Source organism: Streptomyces sp. NPDC058864 (assembly GCF_042742985.1).
In the GTDB taxonomy this organism is placed as follows: Bacteria; Actinomycetota; Actinomycetes; order Streptomycetales; family Streptomycetaceae; genus Actinacidiphila.
The window spans coordinates 1-19,809 of the sequence record NZ_JBHYMQ010000067.1; the positions used below are offsets into that span (position 1 = coordinate 1).

Annotated in this window: 22 protein-coding genes; 9 read left to right on the forward strand and 13 right to left on the reverse strand. The window is 71.4% G+C overall.

Going from position 1 to position 19,809, the window contains the following annotated elements:
* Positions 1-270 precede the first annotated feature (270 nt).
* The gene (locus tag ACFW3D_RS33860) at positions 271-810 is read left to right on the forward strand and encodes a GNAT family N-acetyltransferase (protein WP_500510915.1); all 540 of its coding nucleotides are present in this window, start codon (positions 271-273) and stop codon (positions 808-810) included.
* Between the two features lie 19 nt (positions 811-829).
* Entirely contained in the window at positions 830-955 is a 126-nt protein-coding gene (locus tag ACFW3D_RS33865; protein WP_500510918.1) for a hypothetical protein, read from the forward strand.
* An 18-nt stretch (positions 956-973) separates the two neighbouring features.
* On the opposite strand, the gene ACFW3D_RS33870 is transcribed toward ACFW3D_RS33865, so the two are convergent.
* Both ACFW3D_RS33870 and ACFW3D_RS33875 read right to left on the reverse strand, forming a co-directional pair.
* On the reverse strand, positions 974-1,639 hold the full coding sequence (locus tag ACFW3D_RS33870) for a nitroreductase (RefSeq protein WP_500510921.1): 666 nt from the start codon (positions 1,637-1,639) through the stop codon (positions 974-976).
* A gap of 238 nt (positions 1,640-1,877) precedes the next feature.
* Positions 1,878-2,885, reverse strand: a complete 1,008-nt coding sequence (locus ACFW3D_RS33875) for a serine protein kinase RIO (RefSeq protein WP_500510923.1) — start codon at positions 2,883-2,885, stop codon at positions 1,878-1,880.
* Positions 2,886-3,281: 396 nt separating this feature from the next.
* Between ACFW3D_RS33875 and ACFW3D_RS33880 the strand changes: the two genes are divergently transcribed.
* Positions 3,282-3,578: a hypothetical protein gene (locus ACFW3D_RS33880; RefSeq protein WP_500510926.1), complete on the forward strand. Its 297-nt coding sequence runs from the start codon at positions 3,282-3,284 to the stop codon at positions 3,576-3,578.
* Between the two features lie 167 nt (positions 3,579-3,745).
* Here ACFW3D_RS33880 and ACFW3D_RS33885 read toward each other — a convergent pair whose 3' ends face one another.
* The 4 genes from ACFW3D_RS33885 to ACFW3D_RS33900 form a co-directional block, all read right to left on the reverse strand.
* Positions 3,746-4,216: a hypothetical protein gene (locus ACFW3D_RS33885; RefSeq protein ID WP_500510929.1), complete on the reverse strand. Its 471-nt coding sequence runs from the start codon at positions 4,214-4,216 to the stop codon at positions 3,746-3,748.
* A gap of 92 nt (positions 4,217-4,308) precedes the next feature.
* Positions 4,309-4,581: a DUF3253 domain-containing protein gene (locus ACFW3D_RS33890; protein ID WP_500510931.1), complete on the reverse strand. Its 273-nt coding sequence runs from the start codon at positions 4,579-4,581 to the stop codon at positions 4,309-4,311.
* A gap of 251 nt (positions 4,582-4,832) precedes the next feature.
* Complete coding sequence (locus ACFW3D_RS33895) at positions 4,833-5,396, reverse strand: hypothetical protein (protein WP_500510933.1); 564 nt, start codon at positions 5,394-5,396, stop codon at positions 4,833-4,835.
* A 33-nt stretch (positions 5,397-5,429) separates the two neighbouring features.
* The gene (locus tag ACFW3D_RS33900) at positions 5,430-5,882 is read right to left on the reverse strand and encodes a hypothetical protein (RefSeq protein ID WP_500510936.1); all 453 of its coding nucleotides are present in this window, start codon (positions 5,880-5,882) and stop codon (positions 5,430-5,432) included.
* A 311-nt stretch (positions 5,883-6,193) separates the two neighbouring features.
* Between ACFW3D_RS33900 and ACFW3D_RS33905 the strand changes: the two genes are divergently transcribed.
* Positions 6,194-6,769, forward strand: coding sequence for a hypothetical protein (locus tag ACFW3D_RS33905; protein ID WP_500510939.1), 576 nt, complete (start codon positions 6,194-6,196; stop codon positions 6,767-6,769).
* A gap of 185 nt (positions 6,770-6,954) precedes the next feature.
* Here ACFW3D_RS33905 and ACFW3D_RS33910 read toward each other — a convergent pair whose 3' ends face one another.
* On the reverse strand, positions 6,955-7,134 hold the full coding sequence (locus ACFW3D_RS33910; protein WP_500510941.1) for a hypothetical protein: 180 nt from the start codon (positions 7,132-7,134) through the stop codon (positions 6,955-6,957).
* A gap of 430 nt (positions 7,135-7,564) precedes the next feature.
* On the opposite strand from ACFW3D_RS33910, the gene ACFW3D_RS33915 reads away from it, so the two are divergent.
* From ACFW3D_RS33915 to ACFW3D_RS33930, 4 genes are all read left to right on the forward strand, one after another.
* Positions 7,565-9,034 carry a DEAD/DEAH box helicase gene (locus ACFW3D_RS33915; RefSeq protein ID WP_500510944.1) on the forward strand — a complete coding sequence of 490 codons (1,470 nt, stop codon included), beginning with the start codon at positions 7,565-7,567 and terminating at the stop codon, positions 9,032-9,034.
* Positions 9,031-9,441, forward strand: a complete 411-nt coding sequence (locus tag ACFW3D_RS33920; RefSeq protein ID WP_500510947.1) for a HEAT repeat domain-containing protein — start codon at positions 9,031-9,033, stop codon at positions 9,439-9,441. The genes ACFW3D_RS33915 and ACFW3D_RS33920 overlap by 4 nt, the downstream gene beginning before the upstream one ends.
* A 519-nt stretch (positions 9,442-9,960) precedes the next feature.
* Complete coding sequence (locus ACFW3D_RS33925) at positions 9,961-12,042, forward strand: NPCBM/NEW2 domain-containing protein (protein WP_500510950.1); 2,082 nt, start codon at positions 9,961-9,963, stop codon at positions 12,040-12,042.
* Positions 12,043-12,239: 197 nt separating this feature from the next.
* On the forward strand, positions 12,240-13,028 hold the full coding sequence (locus ACFW3D_RS33930) for a hypothetical protein (RefSeq protein WP_500510953.1): 789 nt from the start codon (positions 12,240-12,242) through the stop codon (positions 13,026-13,028).
* A gap of 100 nt (positions 13,029-13,128) precedes the next feature.
* Here ACFW3D_RS33930 and ACFW3D_RS33935 read toward each other — a convergent pair whose 3' ends face one another.
* The 3 genes from ACFW3D_RS33935 to ACFW3D_RS33945 are packed head-to-tail and all read right to left on the reverse strand — an operon-like array spanning position 13,129 to position 16,566.
* Complete coding sequence (locus tag ACFW3D_RS33935; RefSeq protein ID WP_500510956.1) at positions 13,129-14,007, reverse strand: geranyl diphosphate 2-C-methyltransferase; 879 nt, start codon at positions 14,005-14,007, stop codon at positions 13,129-13,131.
* 53 nt (positions 14,008-14,060) lie between these two features.
* Entirely contained in the window at positions 14,061-15,110 is a 1,050-nt protein-coding gene (locus ACFW3D_RS33940; protein ID WP_500510958.1) for a family 2 encapsulin nanocompartment cargo protein terpene cyclase, read from the reverse strand.
* Between the two features lie 16 nt (positions 15,111-15,126).
* A complete protein-coding gene (locus tag ACFW3D_RS33945) occupies positions 15,127-16,566 on the reverse strand; it encodes a family 2B encapsulin nanocompartment shell protein (protein ID WP_500510960.1) in 1,440 nt (479 codons plus the stop codon).
* 433 nt (positions 16,567-16,999) lie between these two features.
* On the opposite strand from ACFW3D_RS33945, the gene ACFW3D_RS33950 reads away from it, so the two are divergent.
* On the forward strand, positions 17,000-17,200 hold the full coding sequence (locus ACFW3D_RS33950; protein WP_500510963.1) for a hypothetical protein: 201 nt from the start codon (positions 17,000-17,002) through the stop codon (positions 17,198-17,200).
* A 292-nt stretch (positions 17,201-17,492) separates the two neighbouring features.
* Here the strand turns inward: ACFW3D_RS33950 and ACFW3D_RS33955 are convergent, their stop codons facing one another.
* The 3 genes from ACFW3D_RS33955 to ACFW3D_RS33965 form a co-directional block, all read right to left on the reverse strand.
* Positions 17,493-18,287: an SDR family NAD(P)-dependent oxidoreductase gene (locus ACFW3D_RS33955; protein ID WP_500510965.1), complete on the reverse strand. Its 795-nt coding sequence runs from the start codon at positions 18,285-18,287 to the stop codon at positions 17,493-17,495.
* Between the two features lie 224 nt (positions 18,288-18,511).
* Positions 18,512-19,150, reverse strand: coding sequence for a class F sortase (locus ACFW3D_RS33960; RefSeq protein ID WP_500510967.1), 639 nt, complete (start codon positions 19,148-19,150; stop codon positions 18,512-18,514).
* Entirely contained in the window at positions 19,147-19,788 is a 642-nt protein-coding gene (locus ACFW3D_RS33965; protein WP_500510969.1) for a DUF4142 domain-containing protein, read from the reverse strand. Before ACFW3D_RS33965 ends, ACFW3D_RS33960 begins: the two co-directional genes overlap by 4 nt.
* Between the last annotated feature and the right edge of the window lie 21 nt (positions 19,789-19,809).

A 19,809-nucleotide genomic window follows, 5' to 3' on the forward strand; every position in this document is an offset into this window, starting at 1 on the left:
GGGCAGGGGCCGGAGTCGTGTGCGGCCACTGCTCGCCCCGGCGGCAGTGGCCGGCGGAGCGCGTCGCGCCTGGCGGTGTGGCAGCCGCAGGCGCCGCTGTGCGGAGCGGGAGCCGGAAGATGCATGGCTGAGGTGAGGCGGGGCAGGCGATGGGGTACGGCCGCGCCGCAACCATTCCACCCCCCGGTTGTCGGCGCGGCCTTCACCTGTCCGGCTGGGCCACCTCTTCGTCGGCCCGGGCGTACGGCCGTGAACGCTACTGTGGCCGCCATGTCGAATCCCGTGCGTCTGCGACCCATAGCCGAGCGCGACCTCGATCTGCTCGAGCGTCTCTTCGAGGCCCCCGACGAGGCGGCGCAGTTTGCCTACTTCGGCCACCGCAACCCGGGAGCCCTTCGCCGGCAGTGGGCGCAGACGGGCTTCATCGCCGAGGAACGCGGTCGGCTGGCCATCGCCGGGGAGGACGACCGCTTTGTGGGTGAGGTGCAGTGGCACCAGGTCATGCTCGGACCGGCGTCGCCCTGCTGGAACATCGGCATCGCGCTTCTCTCCGCGGAGCGCGGCAAGGGATACGGCAAGCAGGCCCAGCGTCAGCTCGTCGAGTACCTCTTCTCGCACACCAAGGTCAACCGGGTCGAGGCGAGCACTGACATCGCCAACGTCGCGGAGCAGCGGGCCTTGCAGTCGGCCGGGTTCACGCGCGAGGGCGTGCAGCGCGGAGCTTGTTTCCGTGCCGGACAGTGGCGCGACATGGTCGTGTACTCCGTCCTGCGCTCCGAGGTCGTACTGCCGGGATTGAGCAGGCCCTGACCGGCCGGCCCGTCCCCAGGTGACCGCGCCGTCGGGGCGCTCCGGTGCGGGCACGACCGACCCCGACCGCGGCGCACACGGCTGCTTGAGCGACGCCCTCGCCTCCGACGCGGAGCGGCACCGCGAGACGACCCGCCTGCTGTGAGGACCTCCGCCCGGCAGGTCACCCTCCGATGAAGCTCACGGTTTCCGTCAGGTCGGCCCGCCCGGTGCGCAGCCGCGGCACGCCTTCCTTTTCGAATCCCACCGCAACACCGCAGAACAGCACGAGCCCGTCGCCGGCTCCGACGGTCCGGCTGACGGTGGTGCGGTACATCGTCCACATCACCTGGGGGCAGGTGTGCAACCCTTCCGCCCTCAGCAACAGCATGACCGTCTGCAGGTGCATCCCCGCGTCCCCCCACTGCCCGGGCCCCATAGCCCGGTCGAGGTAGCAGAACAGTACGACCGGCGCCCCGAACGCCTCCGAATTCAAAGCGGCGATCTTCATGGGCCTGTCGGGGTCGTCGCGCTCGATCCCCAGCGCTTCGTACCGCTGGGCGGCCGCGGCGGAAAAGCGGTCCCGATACGGCGAGGTCAGTTCGGCCGGGTACATCGGATAGTCCCGCTCGTCCCCCGGGTCTCCCGCGAGCGCCCTGGCCGTCGCACGCTTCTTCAGCTCGGCCAGGGGCTCGCCCGTCACGACGTACAGATGCCACGGCTGGAGGTTCCCGCTCGACGGAGCACGCGTCGCCGCTGTCAGTACTCGTTCGAGCACCTCTTTGGGGACCGGCTCGTCGCTGAAGGCACGCACGGCCCTGCGGCTGTCAACGGCTTCATACACATCCACGTCGGTTCGTCCTCTCACTCCATGACAGGCGGCGAAGACACGGAATGATCGTCGCACCGGCGGAGCTCACAGGGCGAAGCCCCAGTGCTGCCAAGACCGGCTGCCGGCATGGCTTTTGCGGGCGGCGGCGCCACTCCGGCAGGAAGGCACGCCCGTCCGGGCCCGGGGAGGACTCCCGGGCCCCGGTCCCCCGCCGGCGCCCGCGGCGGGCCGGGACGCACGGGTGGGGAGAAGGCGTTCAGCCGAGCCGCGCGTCGAAGGCCAATGCCTGGGCCAGTTCGTCGACACGCCGTTCGGCCAGGCCCCGGGAGACGAACCAGGCACCGACGTTGCGGACATCGCGCTCCAGGAAGGAGCGGCCCCGCGGATTGGCGATGACATCGACGATCTGGGGCACGTCGATGACGACGAGACGGCCCTCGTGGACAAGGATGTTGTAGGCGGACAGGTCGCCGTGCGCGTAGCCGTCGCGTGCGAGCAGCGACAGGCTGCGGCCGAGCTGTTCCCACAGGTCATCCAGATCGGCCTCCTGCGCACGCAGCTGGGCCAGGCGCGGCGCGGCCGTCCCCGACCGGTCGCCGATGAATTCCATCAGGATCTCGGTCCCGAGGATCTGCACGGGGTAGGGCACGGCCACCCCCGCCGACCACAGCCGGGACAGCGCCGCGAACTCGGCGCCCGCCCACTGCCCGGCGATAGCCTCCTTGCCGAAGGCGGTGCGCTTGGCCATGGCCCTGCTGACCCGGGACTCCTTGTGGACACGTCCTTCCAGGTATCCGGAGTCCCGGTGGAACATGCGGTGCTGCCCGTCGCGGTAGCGCTTGGCGGCCATCAGGGTACGGCGGTCGGTTCCGGGCACGGCCCGTTCGACGAGGAAGACGTCGGCCTCCTTGCCCGTTTTGACGATGCCGAGCTCGGTGTCGACGGCGGCCAGGTCCGTCACCACCCATGCGGGGCGCGGCTGCGGCCCCTTCTCGGTCGGGGTGGACCGGTCCCAGGTCGACCAGCGGTCGCCCTGCGGAGGTCCGTCGGGTGCCCGGTCCGGCGTGGTGGGGCCGTCCCCGTCGGTGTCATCGGCGTCCTCGGCCCGGGTGCCGTGGGTATCGGTGGCCGCCTGCGGCCGGCGGGCCGCGTACTCGGGGAAGGCGTCCTCGAACGCCTCGTCATCGCCGCGGCGATTGCGTCGGTTGTTTCCCTTGGGGCGGATACGGGCGAAGGACTCGCCGTCGGCAAAGCGCTCGCGCACTGTGGTGATCTCCTGTGGAAGGTCCCACCGGAAGGCGCGTCAGCGAACGCGCGTCGTCAGCCGGTGGGAAGGTAACGAGAAGAGGCGTCTGGCGCGCACATCAGAGCGCGCCGCGTCAGGGCGGCGTCCACGAAGACGCACCTCCTCTCTCGCTACGGCCGGGCCGTCGTTCACGCCCGGCACTCCAGGATCAGCCACGATCCTAACGACCCCTCCCCACCGCGCAACCGCATTTCTTCTTCGGGCGCCCAGCGACCGGGCAGTACCGGGGAGGTGCAGGACCAGCCGCCGACGGTCGCTACGGTTGGCGTACTGCACCGCTGTACCTCGACGTCGCCGCAGCCGGCGCGGGCACGCACGATGGCCATCGCGTGGGCTGCTCAGGATTGGTGGACCATGGATCTGTCCGAGTCTCTCGACAACGCCGTGGGCATCCTCAAGGCTCCGCTGGAACGTGCCGACCGTGAGCAGGGTTGGACCGACGAACTGCGTCGGGAGATCCAGGAGGAGATCTCGGTCAGCCGCTCCGCCCTGCGGCGCCACGGGCCTTGGGCGGTCGGGTACCTGCGTCCTCGCCTCGACGAGTGGATGGCGCGCGAATCCGTACAGCCGGGACGGCTCCATGGTGTCGTCATGGATGTGCAGACTCGCCTCACCGCGGCGCGGGATGCCGCTCGCCACCCCATGGGCTGAAGCCGACCCGGGGCAGACCGAATCGCGTTGCCGGCTGCCGCCAACTCCAGTCCCTGAGATCGCTACCGGCACCACCACCGGGCACTCCGCGGCGCTGCCGTGCAACCGGCTCGGAAACCGCCGGTCACCATGATCGACGCCAAGGTGTCGCCCGGGGCGGCGACCGCTCAGAGCTCCAGGGCAGCCAGGTCCTGGCGGAGGACCGTCCGGGCGGCTCGGGTCGCGTCTCCGTGGGCCTGTCTGGCGGCCTGGTACTCCTCGGACGCCACTGTGCAACCGGACGCGAGGGTTTCACGAACCTCACGCAGTGAGTGGTACGAAGCGTCCAGGGCTTCCGTCACATCGGCGGCTGCCGTGAGGACCAGCCGTTCTCGTGCCTCGTCACATCCCGAAGCCTGGAATGCCTGCCGGATCTTGGCCGCCCTCACCCGCGGGTCCGTGGAGTCCTCATCGGCGGCCAGCCGCATCGCCTCGTGCGCCCGGCGCAGAGCGACGAGGCAGTCCGCGTACATGGTTCGGCGATCCTGCAGCCTGTTGTCCCTGACGGTCCGCCGCCAGCGCACGTGTTCGCCGGCCAGCGTCGCCCCGACACCGAGCACCGCGCCGAGGGCTGTCCCTACGAGAGTCGTCCACTCCACGCGGAGGAATCTGCCCCGCGAACGCCCTGTCAACGCTCCCTCCCCCCGGGCTCTCCGCCACCTGCGGACCGCGCGGCCCCGTGCGGCGCGTGTCAGCGGCTGCGGCGGATTCGGATGGGGCCGCGGGCCGTGGCCGGCTCGATGGGACGGCCGGCCTGGGTGATCTCCACCTCGCCGGCCGCGGCCAGCCTCGCGGCCGCGCGCCGGGCCGGTTCCATCAGCGCGCGCCAGCCGTCGTCATGCCCTTCGTACACCGCCCGTGCGGCGTCCGAAGGGCAGATCGACGCGGTCGGCGCGCGCCGGTCCAGGAGCTCCAGGATGGCTCGCTCCAGTCGCTGGTCATTCTGCCGTTCGCTGTGCGGCACTCAACCAGTGTCGCAAGGACGACGAGCGGTCGCATCGGCCGGGAGGAAGCCACCGGGCTCCCCTGCCGGCCGCGGGGACGCAGGCGCACCGTCGTCGCCAGGGGCCCCGCCTGACCGGGCGGCCGGGGATCACCGGGTACCCGGACTCCGTCCGTGCGGGAGCGGGTGAGGGCGCCGGCGCCGCCCGGTACGCCCGCCTGTCGCCTCCCTGGTGACTCCGGGGCCGGAAACCCGCCGGCCGCACCGGCCGCTCATAGTCGCTTCGCGACGTCCTTCACCGAGCTCGGCCCCAACTGCTTGGCGGTGGCGTACTCCGGCATCGTCATGGGCTGGTCGAACAGGAAGAACGACTGGTTCGTGCCGACCGTGAACTCCATGTACGCGCCCGTCGTCGCGTCGAAGCCGTAGTACGCATTGCAGGTGGAACCGGACGTGTACGTGCCGTCCATGCCGGGCTGTGCCAGGACCGCGACGCCGTTGGACGTGGACTCCACCCGCTCCGTCGGAGTGAGCATCTTGCAGCGCGGCACCGGCAGGCCCTTCATGATGAAGTACCCGTACTCGCCGTTGGCGTTCTGGATGTAGACGTACGAGAGCTTGCCCCTCTTCCCCCACGTCCTGACCCATTCGTTGATCGCCTCACGGGTCGGCGAGTACTCCATGCGGCCCGCCGGCTGCTGGGCCACGAGGCGGTCGTAGTTGTCCTGCTTGGCCTTGTTCTCCTTGTCCTGGCTGGACTCGGTGCAGGACGTCAGGACGAGGCCCATCACGAGCGCGACGACGGCGGCCAAAACCATGCGTGCGGACTTCTTCATGCGGTGCTGCCCTCTTCCCGGGATGAGATGGGATCAGTTGGCGCACGTCGTGCGCTCGGCGCCGGCATCCAGCCGGTACGGCAGATCCTTGTCACGGAAGGGCGCACGGTGCTCCTGCGCCGCCTTCGAGTTGTACTCGTTGACCGACTCGATCCGCGTGGCCTTCAGCGCGGTGATCGACTGGTCGATCTGCGTCATGCGCGTCTCCGAAGCGGACTTGCGCTCCTCCCGGAGCACCTGGATCGTCCCTTCGGCGTTCTGCACGGCCTCGCACAGACCGAAGAACTCCTCGTACGTGGTCTGACGGAACTCGCCCGAGGCGACGGTGTTCTCGCGCTCGCCCGCCTCACCGCGGAACGGGGCCGTTATCCACCCCGCGCCTCCGAAGGCGAACACCCCGATCACGTACAACACCGCCAGCCCGATGACGCCGGCGACGGCCCAAGCCCCTAACCGTGCCCCCTCGCGCACCTGCCCCACGGCCATCCCCCTTCGCATGCAACTCCGCGGCGTGGAACCACATGTGAAGGAAGACACGAGGCCCGGTGAAACGGTTCCGCAGCCGCGAACGGCAGGTGTTGCCGGGAGGACCTGGCGTGCAGCACGTGGCGACTCCGCAAGCCCTCGCCGTCGTGAAGGGATTGAGGGCGGGGTGACTGCGCATCGGCGGGGAAACTGTCATAAGGTTCGGCCTTGATCGGCTCGCTCGGTCAGTTGCGGTACAGGGCAGTTCAGTTCAGGTCAGATCAGGTCGCAGTCAGGCAGTCGTCCGACGGGCACGTGCAGGGGAGCACAGCGTGAGTCTCATCAAGAAGGCATTCGAAGTCATCGAGAAGGGCTTTGACGCGGGCGGTGACGCCATCCACGACTTCACCGTCAACCGCCGCACGGCCGAGCTCTTCCTGAAGCTGGGCGTCGCGGTCTACGCCGAGCAGCGCCTCGGCGGCTCGCACGAGCCGGTGGAGAGGATGTTCGAGGCCCTGGAGGGCCACGTCGCCGAGAACGGCGAGGTCGAACTCGACCACCTCAAGGAGGCCCGCGAGGTCCTGGGCGAGGCGTTCGTGGCCAAGCACACCGCGGAGATCGAGGCGGAGGAGGCCGCCCAGGCCAAGGCCGCCGAGGAGGCCGTGGCCGCCGCCGCGGCCGCTGCTGCCGCGGCCGCCGCCGCTGCTCCCGCCGCGCCTCTGCCGGCGCCTGTCGCTCCCGTCGCGGCGCCCGTCGCTCCCGTCGCGGCCCCTGCGGTTCCGGCGCAGGCCCCCGTGGCCCCGGTCGAGGCCGTTGTTCCCGCCGCTCCCGTCGAGGCCGCTCCCGTCGCCCCGGCGGAGGCCGCCGCTCCCGCCCCGGCTCCGACGGAGCCCACCCCGGCGAGCTGACCCACGCGCGAAAGGCCCGGCCGTCGTCATGTCGACGTGCCGGGCCCTTTGCGTGCGGAGTGCCTGCTCAGCGAGATCACTCCGGTGGTACGGCCACTGCCGCGTCGAGGACGGGCACCGTCGGGGCTGTTCTCCTGATGCTCCCCGCTCAGCACCATCGGCTCAGGAACGGGAGGAGCCGTCCGCTACCGCTTCTCCAGGGACACCTCGGGCGCCGACACCACCCGGCGGCGCCGGAACGCTCTGAACATCCGCTTGACGGGCTTGGCCGGCGCTTCCAGCAATGCGTCACCGATCAGGTCCATGACCAGCGACGCAATACCGCGGAAGACGACGCGCGCCATCGCGCCGACCATGTCATCCATCCGGTCTTCCGAGGTCGGCAGCGCACGACGACACACGTGGGCGCCGGCCGGGTAAGCACGCCCGCCAAGGGCCCGATCGACGGCCCGGACTTCTTCAGAGACCAGCCGGTGCGCTTGATGTGGATCACCGGCGCACCGTCCTCCCAGCCGGTCCACAGGGGCCTCGCCGCGCCCGGCGGACGGGCGCCGCCCCGTGCGGGACCACGGATCCGCCCGGGGAGACGCGCCGGACCGGTAAACTCGCGGGGATGTGCGATCCCGCGGACGTCGCTACCGGCGTCCGCCCGCACGACGCAGCTGGACCCCACGCCGTACGGTCGGGACCACCCGCTGTCGGTCACCGTCTTGTCTTCGGCTCGTTCTGGCGACTCCCCGGCCGCGTCCCGCCGGGAAATCCCTCGATGCGTGCCCCGTCGAGGAAGGTTCGCCCATGAACCGTACGCCCCGGAACGACCACCGCTCCGGCCCGGATGGTCGTTCCCGTCCGCAGGGGGCCGGCCGCTCCACCGGCAAGGAACGCCGCCCCGCCCCGCAGGGCGACTTCTCGGCACCCGTGACGAGCACGCCTGCCCTGCCGCCGATGACCGCGTTCACGGAGCTCCGGCTTCCGCCGGCCCTGCTGAAGACCCTGGCCGACCTCGGCGTGGACGAACCGTTCCCCATCCAGTCCGCCACGCTGCCGGACGCGCTGGCCGGCCGCGACGTGCTCGGCCGCGGGCGCACCGGCTCGGGCAAGACCCTGGCCTTCGGCCTGCCGCTGCTGGCCCGCACGGCCGGACAGCGTGCCGAACCCAAGCGGCCGCGGGCGCTGGTCCTGGTGCCCACCCGTGAACTGGCTCAGCAGGTCACGGAGGCACTCACCCCCTATGCCGCAGCGTTGGGCCTCAGGCTCGCCACCGTCGTCGGCGGCCTCTCCGTCGGACGGCAGATCGGAGCGATCCGGGCGGGGGCCGAGGTCGTCGTCGCCACGCCCGGACGTCTGAGCGACCTCGTCGCGCGCCGTGACTGCCACCTGGACCAGGTGCGGATCACGGTCCTGGACGAGGCGGACCAGATGGCCGACATGGGGTTCATGCCGCAGGTCACCGAGCTGCTGGACCAGGTGCGGGCCGGCGGCCAGCGGATGCTGTTCTCCGCCACCCTCGACAACAACATCGACCTCCTGGTCCGTCGCTATCTGACCGATCCGGTGGTCCACTCGGTCGACCCCTCGGCCGCGACCGTCACCGCCATGGAACACCACGTGCTGTACGTCCACGCCGCCGACAAGTACGCCGCCGCCACCGAGATCGCCGCCCGCGACGGCCGGGTGATCATGTTCCTGGACACCAAGCACGCGGTCGACCAGTTCACCAGGCACCTCGAGGGCTCCGGGATTCCGGCGGCGGGCCTGCACAGCGGGAAGTCCCAGCCGCAGCGCACCCGGGCCCTCGCCCGGTTCAAGGCGGGCGAGGTGACGACGCTGGTGGCCACCAACGTCGCCGCCCGCGGAATCCACATCGACGACCTGGACCTCGTGGTCAACGTCGATCCCCCCGCCGACTCCAAGGACTACCTCCACCGCGGCGGGCGGACCGCGCGCGCCGGCCGTTCCGGCCGGGTGGTGACCCTCGTGACCACTCACCAGCGCCGCGACGTGACCAGGCTCATGTCCGACGCGGGGATCCGGCCCACGATCACCCAGGTCCGTTCCGGCGAGGCGGCGCTGAGCCGGATCACGGGGGCCCAGGCGCCGTCCGGCGTTCCTGTCGCCGGCGCACCGGCCGCGAAGGCGCCGGCCCGCGGTGGTGCCCCGTTCCGCGGCCTGGGCACGCGCCCGGGCCGCGAGTCACGCAAGGCCGCGGAAGCACGCCAGATGGCCGCCGCCCGCGAGGCCGCCCGCATCCGCCGGGGCAAGTGACCCCACGCCGCGCCGATCTGACGGAGGCGATCGAGGACGGTCTGTCGCCTTCGTGGTCCGTGCGCGCGGCCGCCGGCCGACGACTCGCCCCGTACGCGGGACTTGTCTCCGCCACGGCCGTCCTGGAACGCCTGCTGCTCGATCCGGAAGACACGCTGGTGACCAGAACCGCCGCGGAAGCCCTGCTGAGGCAGGGGTCGGTGGCTGCCGTGCGGCTGGTGGCCCGTGCTGCCGCTCGCGCCGATGACAACCATGGCGATTGGTTGCGGACGGCCGCGCACGATGTCGCCCGGGAGCCCGGTGAGGCGGGTCGTGGCGTCTCGGCCGCGTGCGCGGTTCTTGCCGACGATCCGGACGGGGACGTCCGCCGTGGTGCCGCGGAGGTCGCGGAGTGGTTCCGCAGGTAACCGGAAGCGCTCGCACGTGGAAGGCATCCGGTTCGAAGGGGTGAAGCTCCGGACCGTCTCGCCTGTGCGGATGCCGACCGGCGGGTGAGGACGGGATTCCGCCGAGTGCGGCGGCGGACACGAAGGCCGCGGACACGAAGGCGGGGGCGGGGGCTCCCGTTCGCAGTCCCTCGACGTGCACCCGTCGGCGGCCAGGGCCGGACATCGCGGCCGCGAACGCCCCCGAGGGGGACGTACCTGGCAGATCTCCCCAGGCCTCGCACCTGACCTGAAATTACGCATCGGCTGACAGACGGCGGTTGGGGTGCTCGATGATGCCCACCAGCAACTCCTAATTTAGGAATTATTATTGACGCGCGCCGGTAACCGCTGGAGGATCCCTGCAAACAAGATCGCAGGCGCTCGGGCATGGACTGGTACGAGGACCGGCCGCCGCACCCTCCAGCAGGGAGCGGTACCTCGGACCCACGACCGGGACGGGTCGGCACGCCTGGCCGATCGGACAGCGAAGGATCCGATGTGAAACGACATCTCACCGCCCTCCTGGCCCTCGTGACCGGCTTGCTGGCCATGCCGGCGCCCGCCCACGCGAGCCCGGCGGCCGCCACCGCCGCCGTCACGGGTTCGGCATCCGGGCAGGTGCTGAGCCCGACGCCGTACATGGGCTGGAACACCTACTACGCGCTCGGTGGCGATCCGACCGATGCGGAGATCAGGTCGACGGCCGACTTCCTGGTCAGCAGCGGCCTGCGCGACGCCGGCTACAAGTACGTCTGGATCGACGGCAACTGGGCGGCGCCCACGCCGCGCAGCGCGGCCGGGGACCTGACGCCCAACCCCGACCAGTTCCCCGACGGGCTGAAGCCGCTGGTCGACTACATCCACTCCAAGGGACTCAAGGCCGGCATCTACACCGACGCCGGTCCGTACATCCCCGGCAAGTGCGGCCTGGGCAGCCACGGCTACTACCAGCGTGACGCGGACCAGTTCGCCGCCTGGGAGTTCGACGCGGTCAAGGCGGACTACCTCTGCGGGATCGCCGCGGACCTCGACCCGAAGACCGTCTACACCGAGTTCGCGCAGGCGTTGCGGAACAACGCCGCCAAGCGCCCCATGATCTTCAACCTCTGCAACCCGGTGACCTCCCCGGACTGGGGCAACTACCCGGAGGAGCAGCAGTCGACGTACTCCTGGTCCTACGCGCCGGCCATCGCGCAGTCCTGGCGGACTTACACGGACGTGGGCTTCGTCGGCGAGATCAAGTACAAGGACGTCCTGCGGAACTACGACGCGAACGCGCGGCACCCCGAAGCCGCAGGTCCCGGGCACTTCAACGACCCGGACTACCTCGGCCCCGAGCTCGGGATGAACGACGAGGAGTTCCGTACGCAGATGACGCTCTGGTCGGCGGCGGCCGCGCCGCTGATGATCGGCAGTGACATCCGCAAGCTCAGCAAGACCTCGCTGGGCATCCTCTCGGACCCCGATGTCATCGCGATCAACCAGGACCCGGCCGGCGTCCAGGCCGTCCGCGTCGGCCCCGCGGGCACGACGGAGACCTGGGTGAAGCGGCTGGCCAACGGTGACCGCGCCGTGGTGCTGCTGAACCGTGGCGACAGCCCTGCGACCCTGACCACGAAGGCCTCGTCGGTCGGGCTGACCGGGGACCGGTTCACCCTGAAGAACGCCTGGACCAACCAGGTCACCGAGAGCGCCGGCACCATCAGTGCCGCCGTCCCGGCCCACGGTGCGGCCCTGATACGGGTCGGCCGGGCCACCGGCAAGCCCGGTGTCCCCCACGTCGTCGCGGGCCTGCCGCAGGTGACGCAGGTCGGCAGCGACACCGTGCCGGCCGGAACCGCCCCGCTGGTCGCCGGCGGCGACGAGGCGCGGGTCGAGGTCGCCGTCCGCAACGACGGTGCGCAGCCGGTCTTCACGCCGCGCGCCGAACTGAAGGTGCCCGCCGGCTGGACGGTCCGTCCGATCGGCAAGGCGCCGAAGCTGCTGGACTCCAACCGCTCCGTGACCTTCGCCTTCGCGGTGACCCTGCCGGCCACCGCCGCACCGGGCAGCGCCACGCTGACCGCCACCACGTCGTACGAGGTGACCGGCAAGAAGCGGCTGCAGCAGGAGACGGCCACGTCGGTGGTCGTGGCACCGGCGGCGCCGCACGGCGACGTCGCGCTGTCGCACCACCAGTGGATCAGTGCCACCAGCGGGTGGATGAGCCCGACGGTCGACCTGAGCGTCGGCGGCTGGTCGCCGATCAGCATGCTCGGCCAGGTCTACCCGACCGGTATCGGGGTCGCCTCGCCCTCGACGATCCGCTACTACCTCGGCGACCAGTGCAGCCGGCTGACCGCGACCGTCGGCATCGACGACGCGGTGCGCAACGTCGGCCCGGAAGGCGGCACGTCGACCTTCCAGGTCATCGGTGACGGCAAGGTGCTCTTCGACAGCGGTGTGCTGTCCCGCGACGACATCCGTCAGGCCGACGTCGACCTGACCGGCGTCCGGGTGCTCGACCTCGTGGTCGGCGACGCCGGCGACGGCGGTTACAACGACCGCGCCAACTGGTCCGGTCTGAACGCCACCTGCTGATCCGGGTCGGCCGCACGCAGGTGACTCCCCACTTGCGTGCGGCCGGTTCGCCAAGGTTGTGAGACGCCGTGGCGCGGTTGCGCGCCACGGCGTCGTGCTCGGCGGTCCGACGTGCGCGGCCGCGCGGTCGGCCAGGTGCTGCTACCGTGCGCAGGCCCTCGCCCCGACGAACGACCGATCCAGGAGAGCAACCGCAGATGGCCCACCCCTCGGGAGCCTTCCCCTCCGCCGCCGCCTACGCCGACGACGTGGTGACCGGCGCAGCCGCCCCCTTCAGATGGCGCGATCTCGAGTCCGGCGCCTTCGCGCGACTGCCCGGGCTTCACAAGGCGGTCGCGGCGGCGGGTGCCGATCTCGACCGGACCAGGACCGGCCGCGACCACGCACTGGCCGCGTGCTGGCTCGTGTTCCTGTTCGCGCCGCTGGCCCTGCCCCTGCTGGCGATCCTGGCCGTCAGGCACGAGGACGCCGCGGTCCCGCTGGACGTCGCCATCGGGCTGATCTCCGCCGGCCACATCGCGCTGCGCGCCCGGGAGTGGCGGCGGACACGTACCGGCGGGCCGCGTCCGTCATCGCAGGAGGTGGTGCTCGCCGCGTTCGAGGCCGTTTTCGCCACGGTGTCCGCCGGCCTGTTCGCGGTCGCGGCCGCCGTGATGTCGTCACCGGGACGCTGGCTGCTGTGCGCCGTTCAGGCGGTCGTGGCTGCCATGTGCGTGGTGAGCATCCTCGTGACGAGGCGAGCCGCCGAACGCGGCGTCCCGACGTCGCTGCGACCGGCCTTCGAGGACGTCATGGCTCTCGTCTCCGAGCTGGACGAGCAGGACCGCTCGGCCGTACGCGCGGACCTGGATCTCGCCCTCGAGCGCCTCGCGGACGCGGGCGTGATCAGCCCGTCCCAGCTCGACGAGGCGCACCGCGCCCCTCTGGGAAGCCTGGCCCGCCGGCTCTGGGCGCTGGAACGGTCACCGGCCCGCCAGGCACGTTGACCCTCCGTCCCCTCCCCGGCGCGGCCGTCGCGCGCCCGGGAGGGGCGGTTGCCCGTGGGCGGCGGTCCCCGGAGGGCGCCGCGGACCGCCGCACGGAGGGTCAGACCCGGTCGGCCACGATCAGCAGGTACTGGAAGCTGCCGTTGCGGTAGGCGGTCAGGAACGTGTCCTCGATGCCGGTGACCAGGTGGTCCGCCTGCTTGCGCAGCGCCCAGTAGGGGATCGCGGCCTCGGTCAGGTCCTCGACGTGCACCGGTACCAGACGGTTGCGCGCCATCGCCCGGAAGTACGCGGAGCGGGGGTGGATGTCGCAGATGTAGTGCGCGTTGATCAGGGACACCTCGCGCGAGGCCTGTCCGTAGGTGTCGTTGTAGCAGCCGGTGACGGTCACGTACCGTCCCCCGCGGCGCAGCAGGCGGGCGTGCTCGGCGAACAGCAGGTCCAGCTCGACGTACATGGTGGACTCGTTGTTCCAGGACGCCGCGTAGCCGCCGGTCTCGAGGCCCGTGTCGAGCATGTTGCGGTGGTGGTAGCGGACCTTGTCCTCGATGCCGCGGGCGCGGGCCTGGTCGTTGGCGAAGTCGGCCTGTTTGGCGGAGAGGGTGACCCCGTCGGCGTGGCAGCCGTAGCGCAGGTGCGCCACGACGCTGCCGCCGCCGCGTCCGCAGCCGGCGTCGAAGACACGGTCGTCCGGGGAGAGGTCGCCCAGGTGGGAGGCGAGCAGCTCGGCCTGGGCGTGCTCCAGGCGGTGCAGTTCGGCGGTGATGCGCTTGCGCCGCCGGCCGGGATCGGGTTCGTCGAGCACCGAGGTGTCGGCGTCCCCGATGCCGTAGTGGTGGTGGTACAGGTCGTCGATCTTTCCGAGTTCGAGGTTGACCGGGTTCTCCTCGGCGTTCCAGTAGTCCGCGATCCGGGTCTGGTAGGTCGACTGGGCCGGGACCGGAAGAACCGCGGGCCGGGCGGCAGGGGCGTGGGTCAAGTGGTGCTCCTCGTGGTGCGGTTGCCGTGTGCCAGGTGGGTCACAGGCGGTGGTTACCAGTAGTCGGGCAGGTGGTAACGGTGGCTGTTGGTGGCGTGCCACTCGTGGTTGCCGGACACCCAGGCGGCGAGGCCCTGGGCGTAGCGCTCCACGAGGGGCGAGGTCGCCGAGAGCAGTGCCGATTCCTCTTCGAAGGCCGCCATGATCGTGTTGTGGATCTCCACGGATCGCAGGTAGGCGGCTTTCAGGCCGCACCCCTCGTTGGCGGCCACGACCTGGGGGAGGTTGAGGTGTGCCGGGTCGCTGGCCAGTTCCTTGGTGAAGGAGTACAGGTCGTTGACGATCGTCGTGGCGTTGCAGGCCAGGGCCGTGATCCGCTGGAGCTCGGGGCGTGCGTATGCCTGCTCGGGCAGTTCGTAGCCGTCCACGGCGTCGACGATCGACAGGCAGGGGCGGAAGTTGTTGAACTGCCGCATCACCAGGTACTCCCAGACCTTCGGCACGTACCGGGTCTCCGCCCAGGCGGCCTCGGCCAGGTAGCCCAGGTGCAGCCGGGCGACGTCGTGCACGAACCGGTCGGTCTGGCTGGGTGTGGCCAGGACGGCGAAGTCCCGCAGCGCGAGGTGGTACGAGCGCAGCGGGCCGTCCGCCCGGACGCCGCGTCGCCACTGCTCCTCCAGTGCGGGGGTGCCGTGGTACGGGTCGAGTGCCGACTGGGCGATGACCAGTCGGCCGCCCAGTCCCTTGCGCGCTCCCCCGCGGCCCTCGTCCTCCTCGCAGTAGCAGGAGTCGACGATGTTCTCGGCGAGCAGCAGCTTGCCGGCGGCGGTCAGGCGCTCCAGGTCGGCGGCGCCCGGGTGCTGGAGCACGACGGCACGGCCGAACTGGAAGCCGGCGAAGTCGCCCTGCCAGGCCGGCGGGAACAGGTCGTTGGCGCGGGCCCAGGCCTCCACGCGCAGGTCGACCTCCTGCACCTTGTCCGGGTCGGCGGGGACCGCGGGCCGGTACAGCAGCCCGGGGATCGGGCCGTGGCGACGCGCTCTGACGCTGCGGGCGGGGCTGGGGGGTCCGGGCAGGGTGAACGCGGTGGGGTGTGTGGTCACGGGGTGCTCCAGGCCGTCATTCGGGGAGCCGGCCGACCTGGACGTTCTCCAGGATCCCTGCCGCGTCGGGCACGAGGATGGCCAGCGAGTAGTAGGCGGTGACGAGGTAGCTGATGATCGCGGCGGAGTCGATGCCCATGAACCGGACGTTCAGACCCGGCTGGTGCTCCTCCGGGATGCCGGTCTGGTAGAGGCCGACGACGCCCTGGTCGGCCTCGCCGGTGCGCAGCGCGATGATGCTGGTCGTCTGGTCGTCGCTGATCGGGATCTTGCCGCAGGGCAGGATCGGGACGCCGCGCCACGCCGGCACCTCGTGGCCGTCGAGGTTCGCGGTGCCGGGCATCAGGCCGCGCCGGTTGCACTGCCGGAAGAAGGCCGCGATCGCCTTGGGGTGGGCGAGGAAGACCTTGGTCTTGCGGCGCATGGACAGCAGCTCGTCCATGTCGTCCGGGACCGGCGGGCCGGCGAAGGTGCTGACCCGCTGGCCGTAGTCGACGTTGTGCAGCAGCCCGAACTCCCGGTTGTTGACCAGCTCCCACTCCTGGCGCTCGCGGATCTCCTCGACCGTCAGGCGCAGTTGCTGCTCGGTCTGGTCCATCGGGTCGTTGTAGAGGTCGGCGACGCGGCTGTGGAGCCGCAGCACGGTCTGGGTGAGGGACAGCTGGTACTCGCGCGGGGCGAGGTCGTAGTCCACGAAGCCGCCCGTCAGGGTCGGCTCGCCCACGTGGCCGGCCTGCACTGGCACCTCGGCCTCGCCCTTGCGGTTCATCGGGCGGTGCTGCCGGTCGACGTAGGACTGCAGGTGCGCGCCGAGGGAGGGCGCCCGCTGCGTGAGATCCCCCACGGCTGCCCAGGGCATCGCGAGGACCACCCCGGCCGTCTCGGCCCGCACCGAGGCCGACCACAGCGGGTCGGACTGGCCCACGGCCTCGTCGCCCAGCTGGTCGCCGTCCGTGACGACCCCGAGGATCCCCTCGTCGCCGTACTTGCCGGGCGCGTAGCGGGTGAACCGGCCGTGGACGACCAGGTACACCTCCGTCACGGGCTGGCCGGCCTCGAAGAGGACCTGTCCGGCGCGTACCTCCTGGGGCCGGAAGTGGCCGGCGATCTCCCGCAGGACGTCGGTGTCGGCATAGCCGCGCAGGGCCGGCAGCTCGGTGAGCGTCTGCGGGATGACGCGGATGTCGTCGCTCCCGTTGTGCTCGAAGTGCACGCGGCCCCGGTTGGTGCGCAGTTGCAGACGCCGGTTGACCCGGTACGTGCCGCCCTTGACGTCCACCCACGGCAGGGCCTTCAGCAGCCACCGCGAGGTGATGGCCTGCATCTGCGGCTGCGACTTGGTGGTCGTGGCGAGCTGGCGTGCCGCGCGGGTGCTCAGACTGGTGAGCTGCTCGGCCGTGGGATCGGGGGCGGGCTCTTCGACGGCGGGACCGGTGGCGCTGTCCAGTGTGGACACATTCCCTCCAGCAGGGCTGGTGAACGAACAGAGGCGACCGCCGCGGCCGGTGACGACGTGACGGCGGTGACCCTGTGATCCACTCAAGCAGGCCGGATCCGGCGCGAGGTACGGCGTGAACGGGGCGGATCAGCGCTCCGGGGGTGGTAAACCTGCCGTCGGGGGCAGGAGTGATCGACAGAGTGCTCCTGCGCCGCCGGACCGCTTCCGTGAGCCGTGTGACGTGCCCGCGGAGGGGGTTCGCGGTCGCAAGACCGCGATCGGGGACACCGCTGGGGAGCCCCGGTTCGCAAAAGGCGCCGCCCAGGTGGGCACGCACGACGAGCCCACCGCGAGGGGATGATGCCTTCACCGGGCGCTCCACGAGCCGCAGGCACGTGCCTGTCGCCGGCAGCCGGCGCCGCCGGACGACGAGCGAAGGAGCACGGACACAGTGATCGAACTTCCTTTGGACCCGGTCGCCGAGCAGGTGCTGGGCGAGGTGACCGGAAGCAGCGACTCGGTGGTCGTCGACCGCATGAAGGAGTTGTGGGAGCCGTGGGAGGAGCCGCACCTGGTCCTGGACTCGGCCGTCGCCTCACCCGAGGCGAACCTGGGCCGCGTGCCGGAGCTCGACCCAGAGTCGGAGAGCTGACGGAGATGTCGTTGGCGGTGGCGTTGACGGCCTTGGATCCGTCCCTCGGACACCGCGCCTGGTCCGGGTCGCCGCAGCGTCTCCCCGGATGTCGCGTCCAGCGCGACTTGCCCGGTTGGGTATGCCAGAACCGATCGCACGTTCGACGCGTCGTCGACCCCCTCCCCACTGCGGCTTCCAGTGGCCCACCGTCGTCTGTCTCCGCTGTCGGGACCTGACGATCAGCCACGCCTGAGAGTGCGACGCGGGATGCCGGGTGCGGACGGCTTCGGTGTCGCACCCGGCACCGGGGTCACGCGTCGTACCAGCCGCCGTCCACCCGCAGCGTGGCACCGGTGATGTACCCGGAGAGCGGGCTGGCCAGGAACGCGACGAGATCCGCGTACTCCTGCGGGCGACCGATACGGCCGACGTCATTGGGCGCCAGCGCGGCGACGAGCGCGGGCTCGATCTCCTCCCAGGTCTCGCCCCAGCCGTTCTCCTGTCCCAATCCGGTCAGGTGCCTCTGCGCGGTGGGGGTGAGGATCCCGCCCGCGGCAAGGGCGTTCGAGGTCACACCGGAGTGCTTGAGCTCCCGCGCGAGGGAGGTGGCGAGGTTGTTCCGGGCGGCGTTGGTCGCCGCGTAGTGCGGCTGGCTCGCCGCGGGAAGGTGGGCGAGCACGCTGCTGACCTGGATCACCCGTCCCCAGCCGCGCTCGAGCATGCCCGGGACGAAGCGCTGGATCGTCCGCACGCTGGAGACGACGTTGGTGTTGTAGATGTCGCTCCACTCGGCGGGTGCCGTGGTGAGCCACTTCGCCGTCGGGTCGTACGTCCCGAGGTTGTTGACGAGGATGTCGACGGGTGCGCCTCCCGCGGCCGATGCGACCGCGTCGGCTCCGGCGTCCGTCGACAGGTCTCCGATCGCGACGTCCGCCTCCCCGCCCTTGTCGCGGATGGACTCGGCGACCGCCGTGGCCCGCGCCTCGTCCCGTCCGTGGACGACGACGGCCGCCCCCTCGGCCGCCAGGACCCGGGCGATCTCCTCCCCGAGTCCGCTGCTGGACCCGGTCACCAGCGCCCGCTTGCCGTTGAGGTGCAGGTTCATGTTCTTCTCCTCGGCTCATCGATCCACCGGGCGGGCGGGCCGGAAGAACGGCCGTACGCACGAGACGGTGGGCACAGCTCCGTACATCGTCGGGCCGCGGCGGCACGCTCTGCGCGACCGCCGGGCGAGCCCAGGGTGCGCGGAAAGAATTGGACCGGCAAGTCCAATCTGTGAGCCGGGGGCGCGGTACGGGGTGCCTTGCGGTGAGGCGTGGCGGCGTCGGGCTACCCGGCACCCGCACGGACGTGCTCAGGGGCCGGGGTGGCGTACACCACGAGATTGCTGTCGTATCCGCCCTTGGCGCTGTCATAGGCCCCGGTGCAGGTGACCAGGGCCAGGCGGGGCGGGCCGTCGCGGGTGAACAGCGCGGCAGGAAGGCTTCGCTGGGAGTAGGTGCGGCGAGCCGTGACCATGTAGTGATGAACGTCGCCGCTGGCAGCGACGACGTCGATCGCGGCTCCGGGTTCGAGGGAGAGCAGAGCGGCGAACGCTCCGATTCCCTCCTCCCGGGTGTCGACATGCCCGGCGATCAGTGTCGTTCCCTCGGCGGAACCCGTCGCCGCGCCCAACGCCCACCAGCCGCCCACGCGCCCGCTCTCGGGAAGTTCCAGCACGCCGTCCGGCGCTGCCGCCACGGGCACCAAGGGGGCGTGGAAGCCCCCGGGACCGCGGATCTCGACGGGAGGCGAGGGGGCGGGGCCGCGGGGTGCGGCGGCCCTCGGCGATTGCCTCAGGCTGCCGACGTCCCCGACGGGCGCGGGTCCCGCGAGCAGGGCCCATCCCACCACCGCGGCGACCGCGCCCGCGCCCGCGCAGAGAGCGGCCAGGGCAGTGGCAGCGCGGGATGCGGACAGTGGGGTCAACGGGCAGTGGCGCTCCGTCGCCGGATGCGCAGGAGCCATCCGGTGCCGAGCCCGGCCAGGAGCGCACCGCCGGTGAGAGTCACGAGCGCGGTGGTGCCGTGGGAGCCGTCGCCCGCCGCGGCGAGCCGGCCGCCGTTGCCGGCGTGAATGGTGCCGACGTCCATGCCTGCGTGGCAGGTGCCGCCCTCGACCATCTGCAGGTGCATCGCCACGACCGGTCGGGCGGCTCGGGCCGCGGCCACGACCTCGGCATTGGCTCCGGACTCCACTTCCCGGTTGATCAGCGCGAGCGTCGCGGCATGGCCGGCCTCGGCCGCCTTCAGCCACGAGGCGTCATACGCCGGTGAGCCGGCCTTTTCCCGGATCGAGGCCAGTTCCTGGTTCTGCATGGCGCTGGGGCCGGCGGGCAGCGAGACACCGAGTTTCCCCGCGAGGGCCTTCAGATCCGCGTCGAGCTTGGTGTGGTCGCGGACGAGCACGTCGCCGACTTCTTTCACGCAGGCCGTCGTCGCGTGCGCCTGCGCGTCCTGCCCCGCTGCGATCTCCGCGAGGTTGCCCTGGTGGACGGTCCTCACAAAGGCGGTGTCCTGGTCGCCGACCGGCGCGGCCACGGCCGTCGGAACGGCCACCGCGCTCATCGCCGCCGCGAGAGCGGCTGT

Bases quoted from the DNA above. Each gene is read 5' to 3' on its own strand.
- ACFW3D_RS33860 (WP_500510915.1), top strand. From the start codon at position 271: ATGTCGAATCCCGTGCGTCTGCGACCCATAGCCGAGCGCGACCTCGAT.
- ACFW3D_RS33880 (WP_500510926.1), top strand. From the start codon at position 3,282: ATGGATCTGTCCGAGTCTCTCGACAACGCCGTGGGCATCCTCAAGGCT.
- ACFW3D_RS33895 (WP_500510933.1), bottom strand. From the start codon at position 5,396: ATGAAGAAGTCCGCACGCATGGTTTTGGCCGCCGTCGTCGCGCTCGTG.
- ACFW3D_RS33900 (WP_500510936.1), bottom strand. From the start codon at position 5,882: ATGGCCGTGGGGCAGGTGCGCGAGGGGGCACGGTTAGGGGCTTGGGCC.
- ACFW3D_RS33910 (WP_500510941.1), bottom strand. From the start codon at position 7,134: ATGGATGACATGGTCGGCGCGATGGCGCGCGTCGTCTTCCGCGGTATT.
- ACFW3D_RS33915 (WP_500510944.1), top strand. From the start codon at position 7,565: ATGAACCGTACGCCCCGGAACGACCACCGCTCCGGCCCGGATGGTCGT.
- ACFW3D_RS33930 (WP_500510953.1), top strand. From the start codon at position 12,240: ATGGCCCACCCCTCGGGAGCCTTCCCCTCCGCCGCCGCCTACGCCGAC.
- ACFW3D_RS33955 (WP_500510965.1), bottom strand. From the start codon at position 18,287: ATGAACCTGCACCTCAACGGCAAGCGGGCGCTGGTGACCGGGTCCAGC.
- ACFW3D_RS33965 (WP_500510969.1), bottom strand. From the start codon at position 19,788: ATGAGCGCGGTGGCCGTTCCGACGGCCGTGGCCGCGCCGGTCGGCGAC.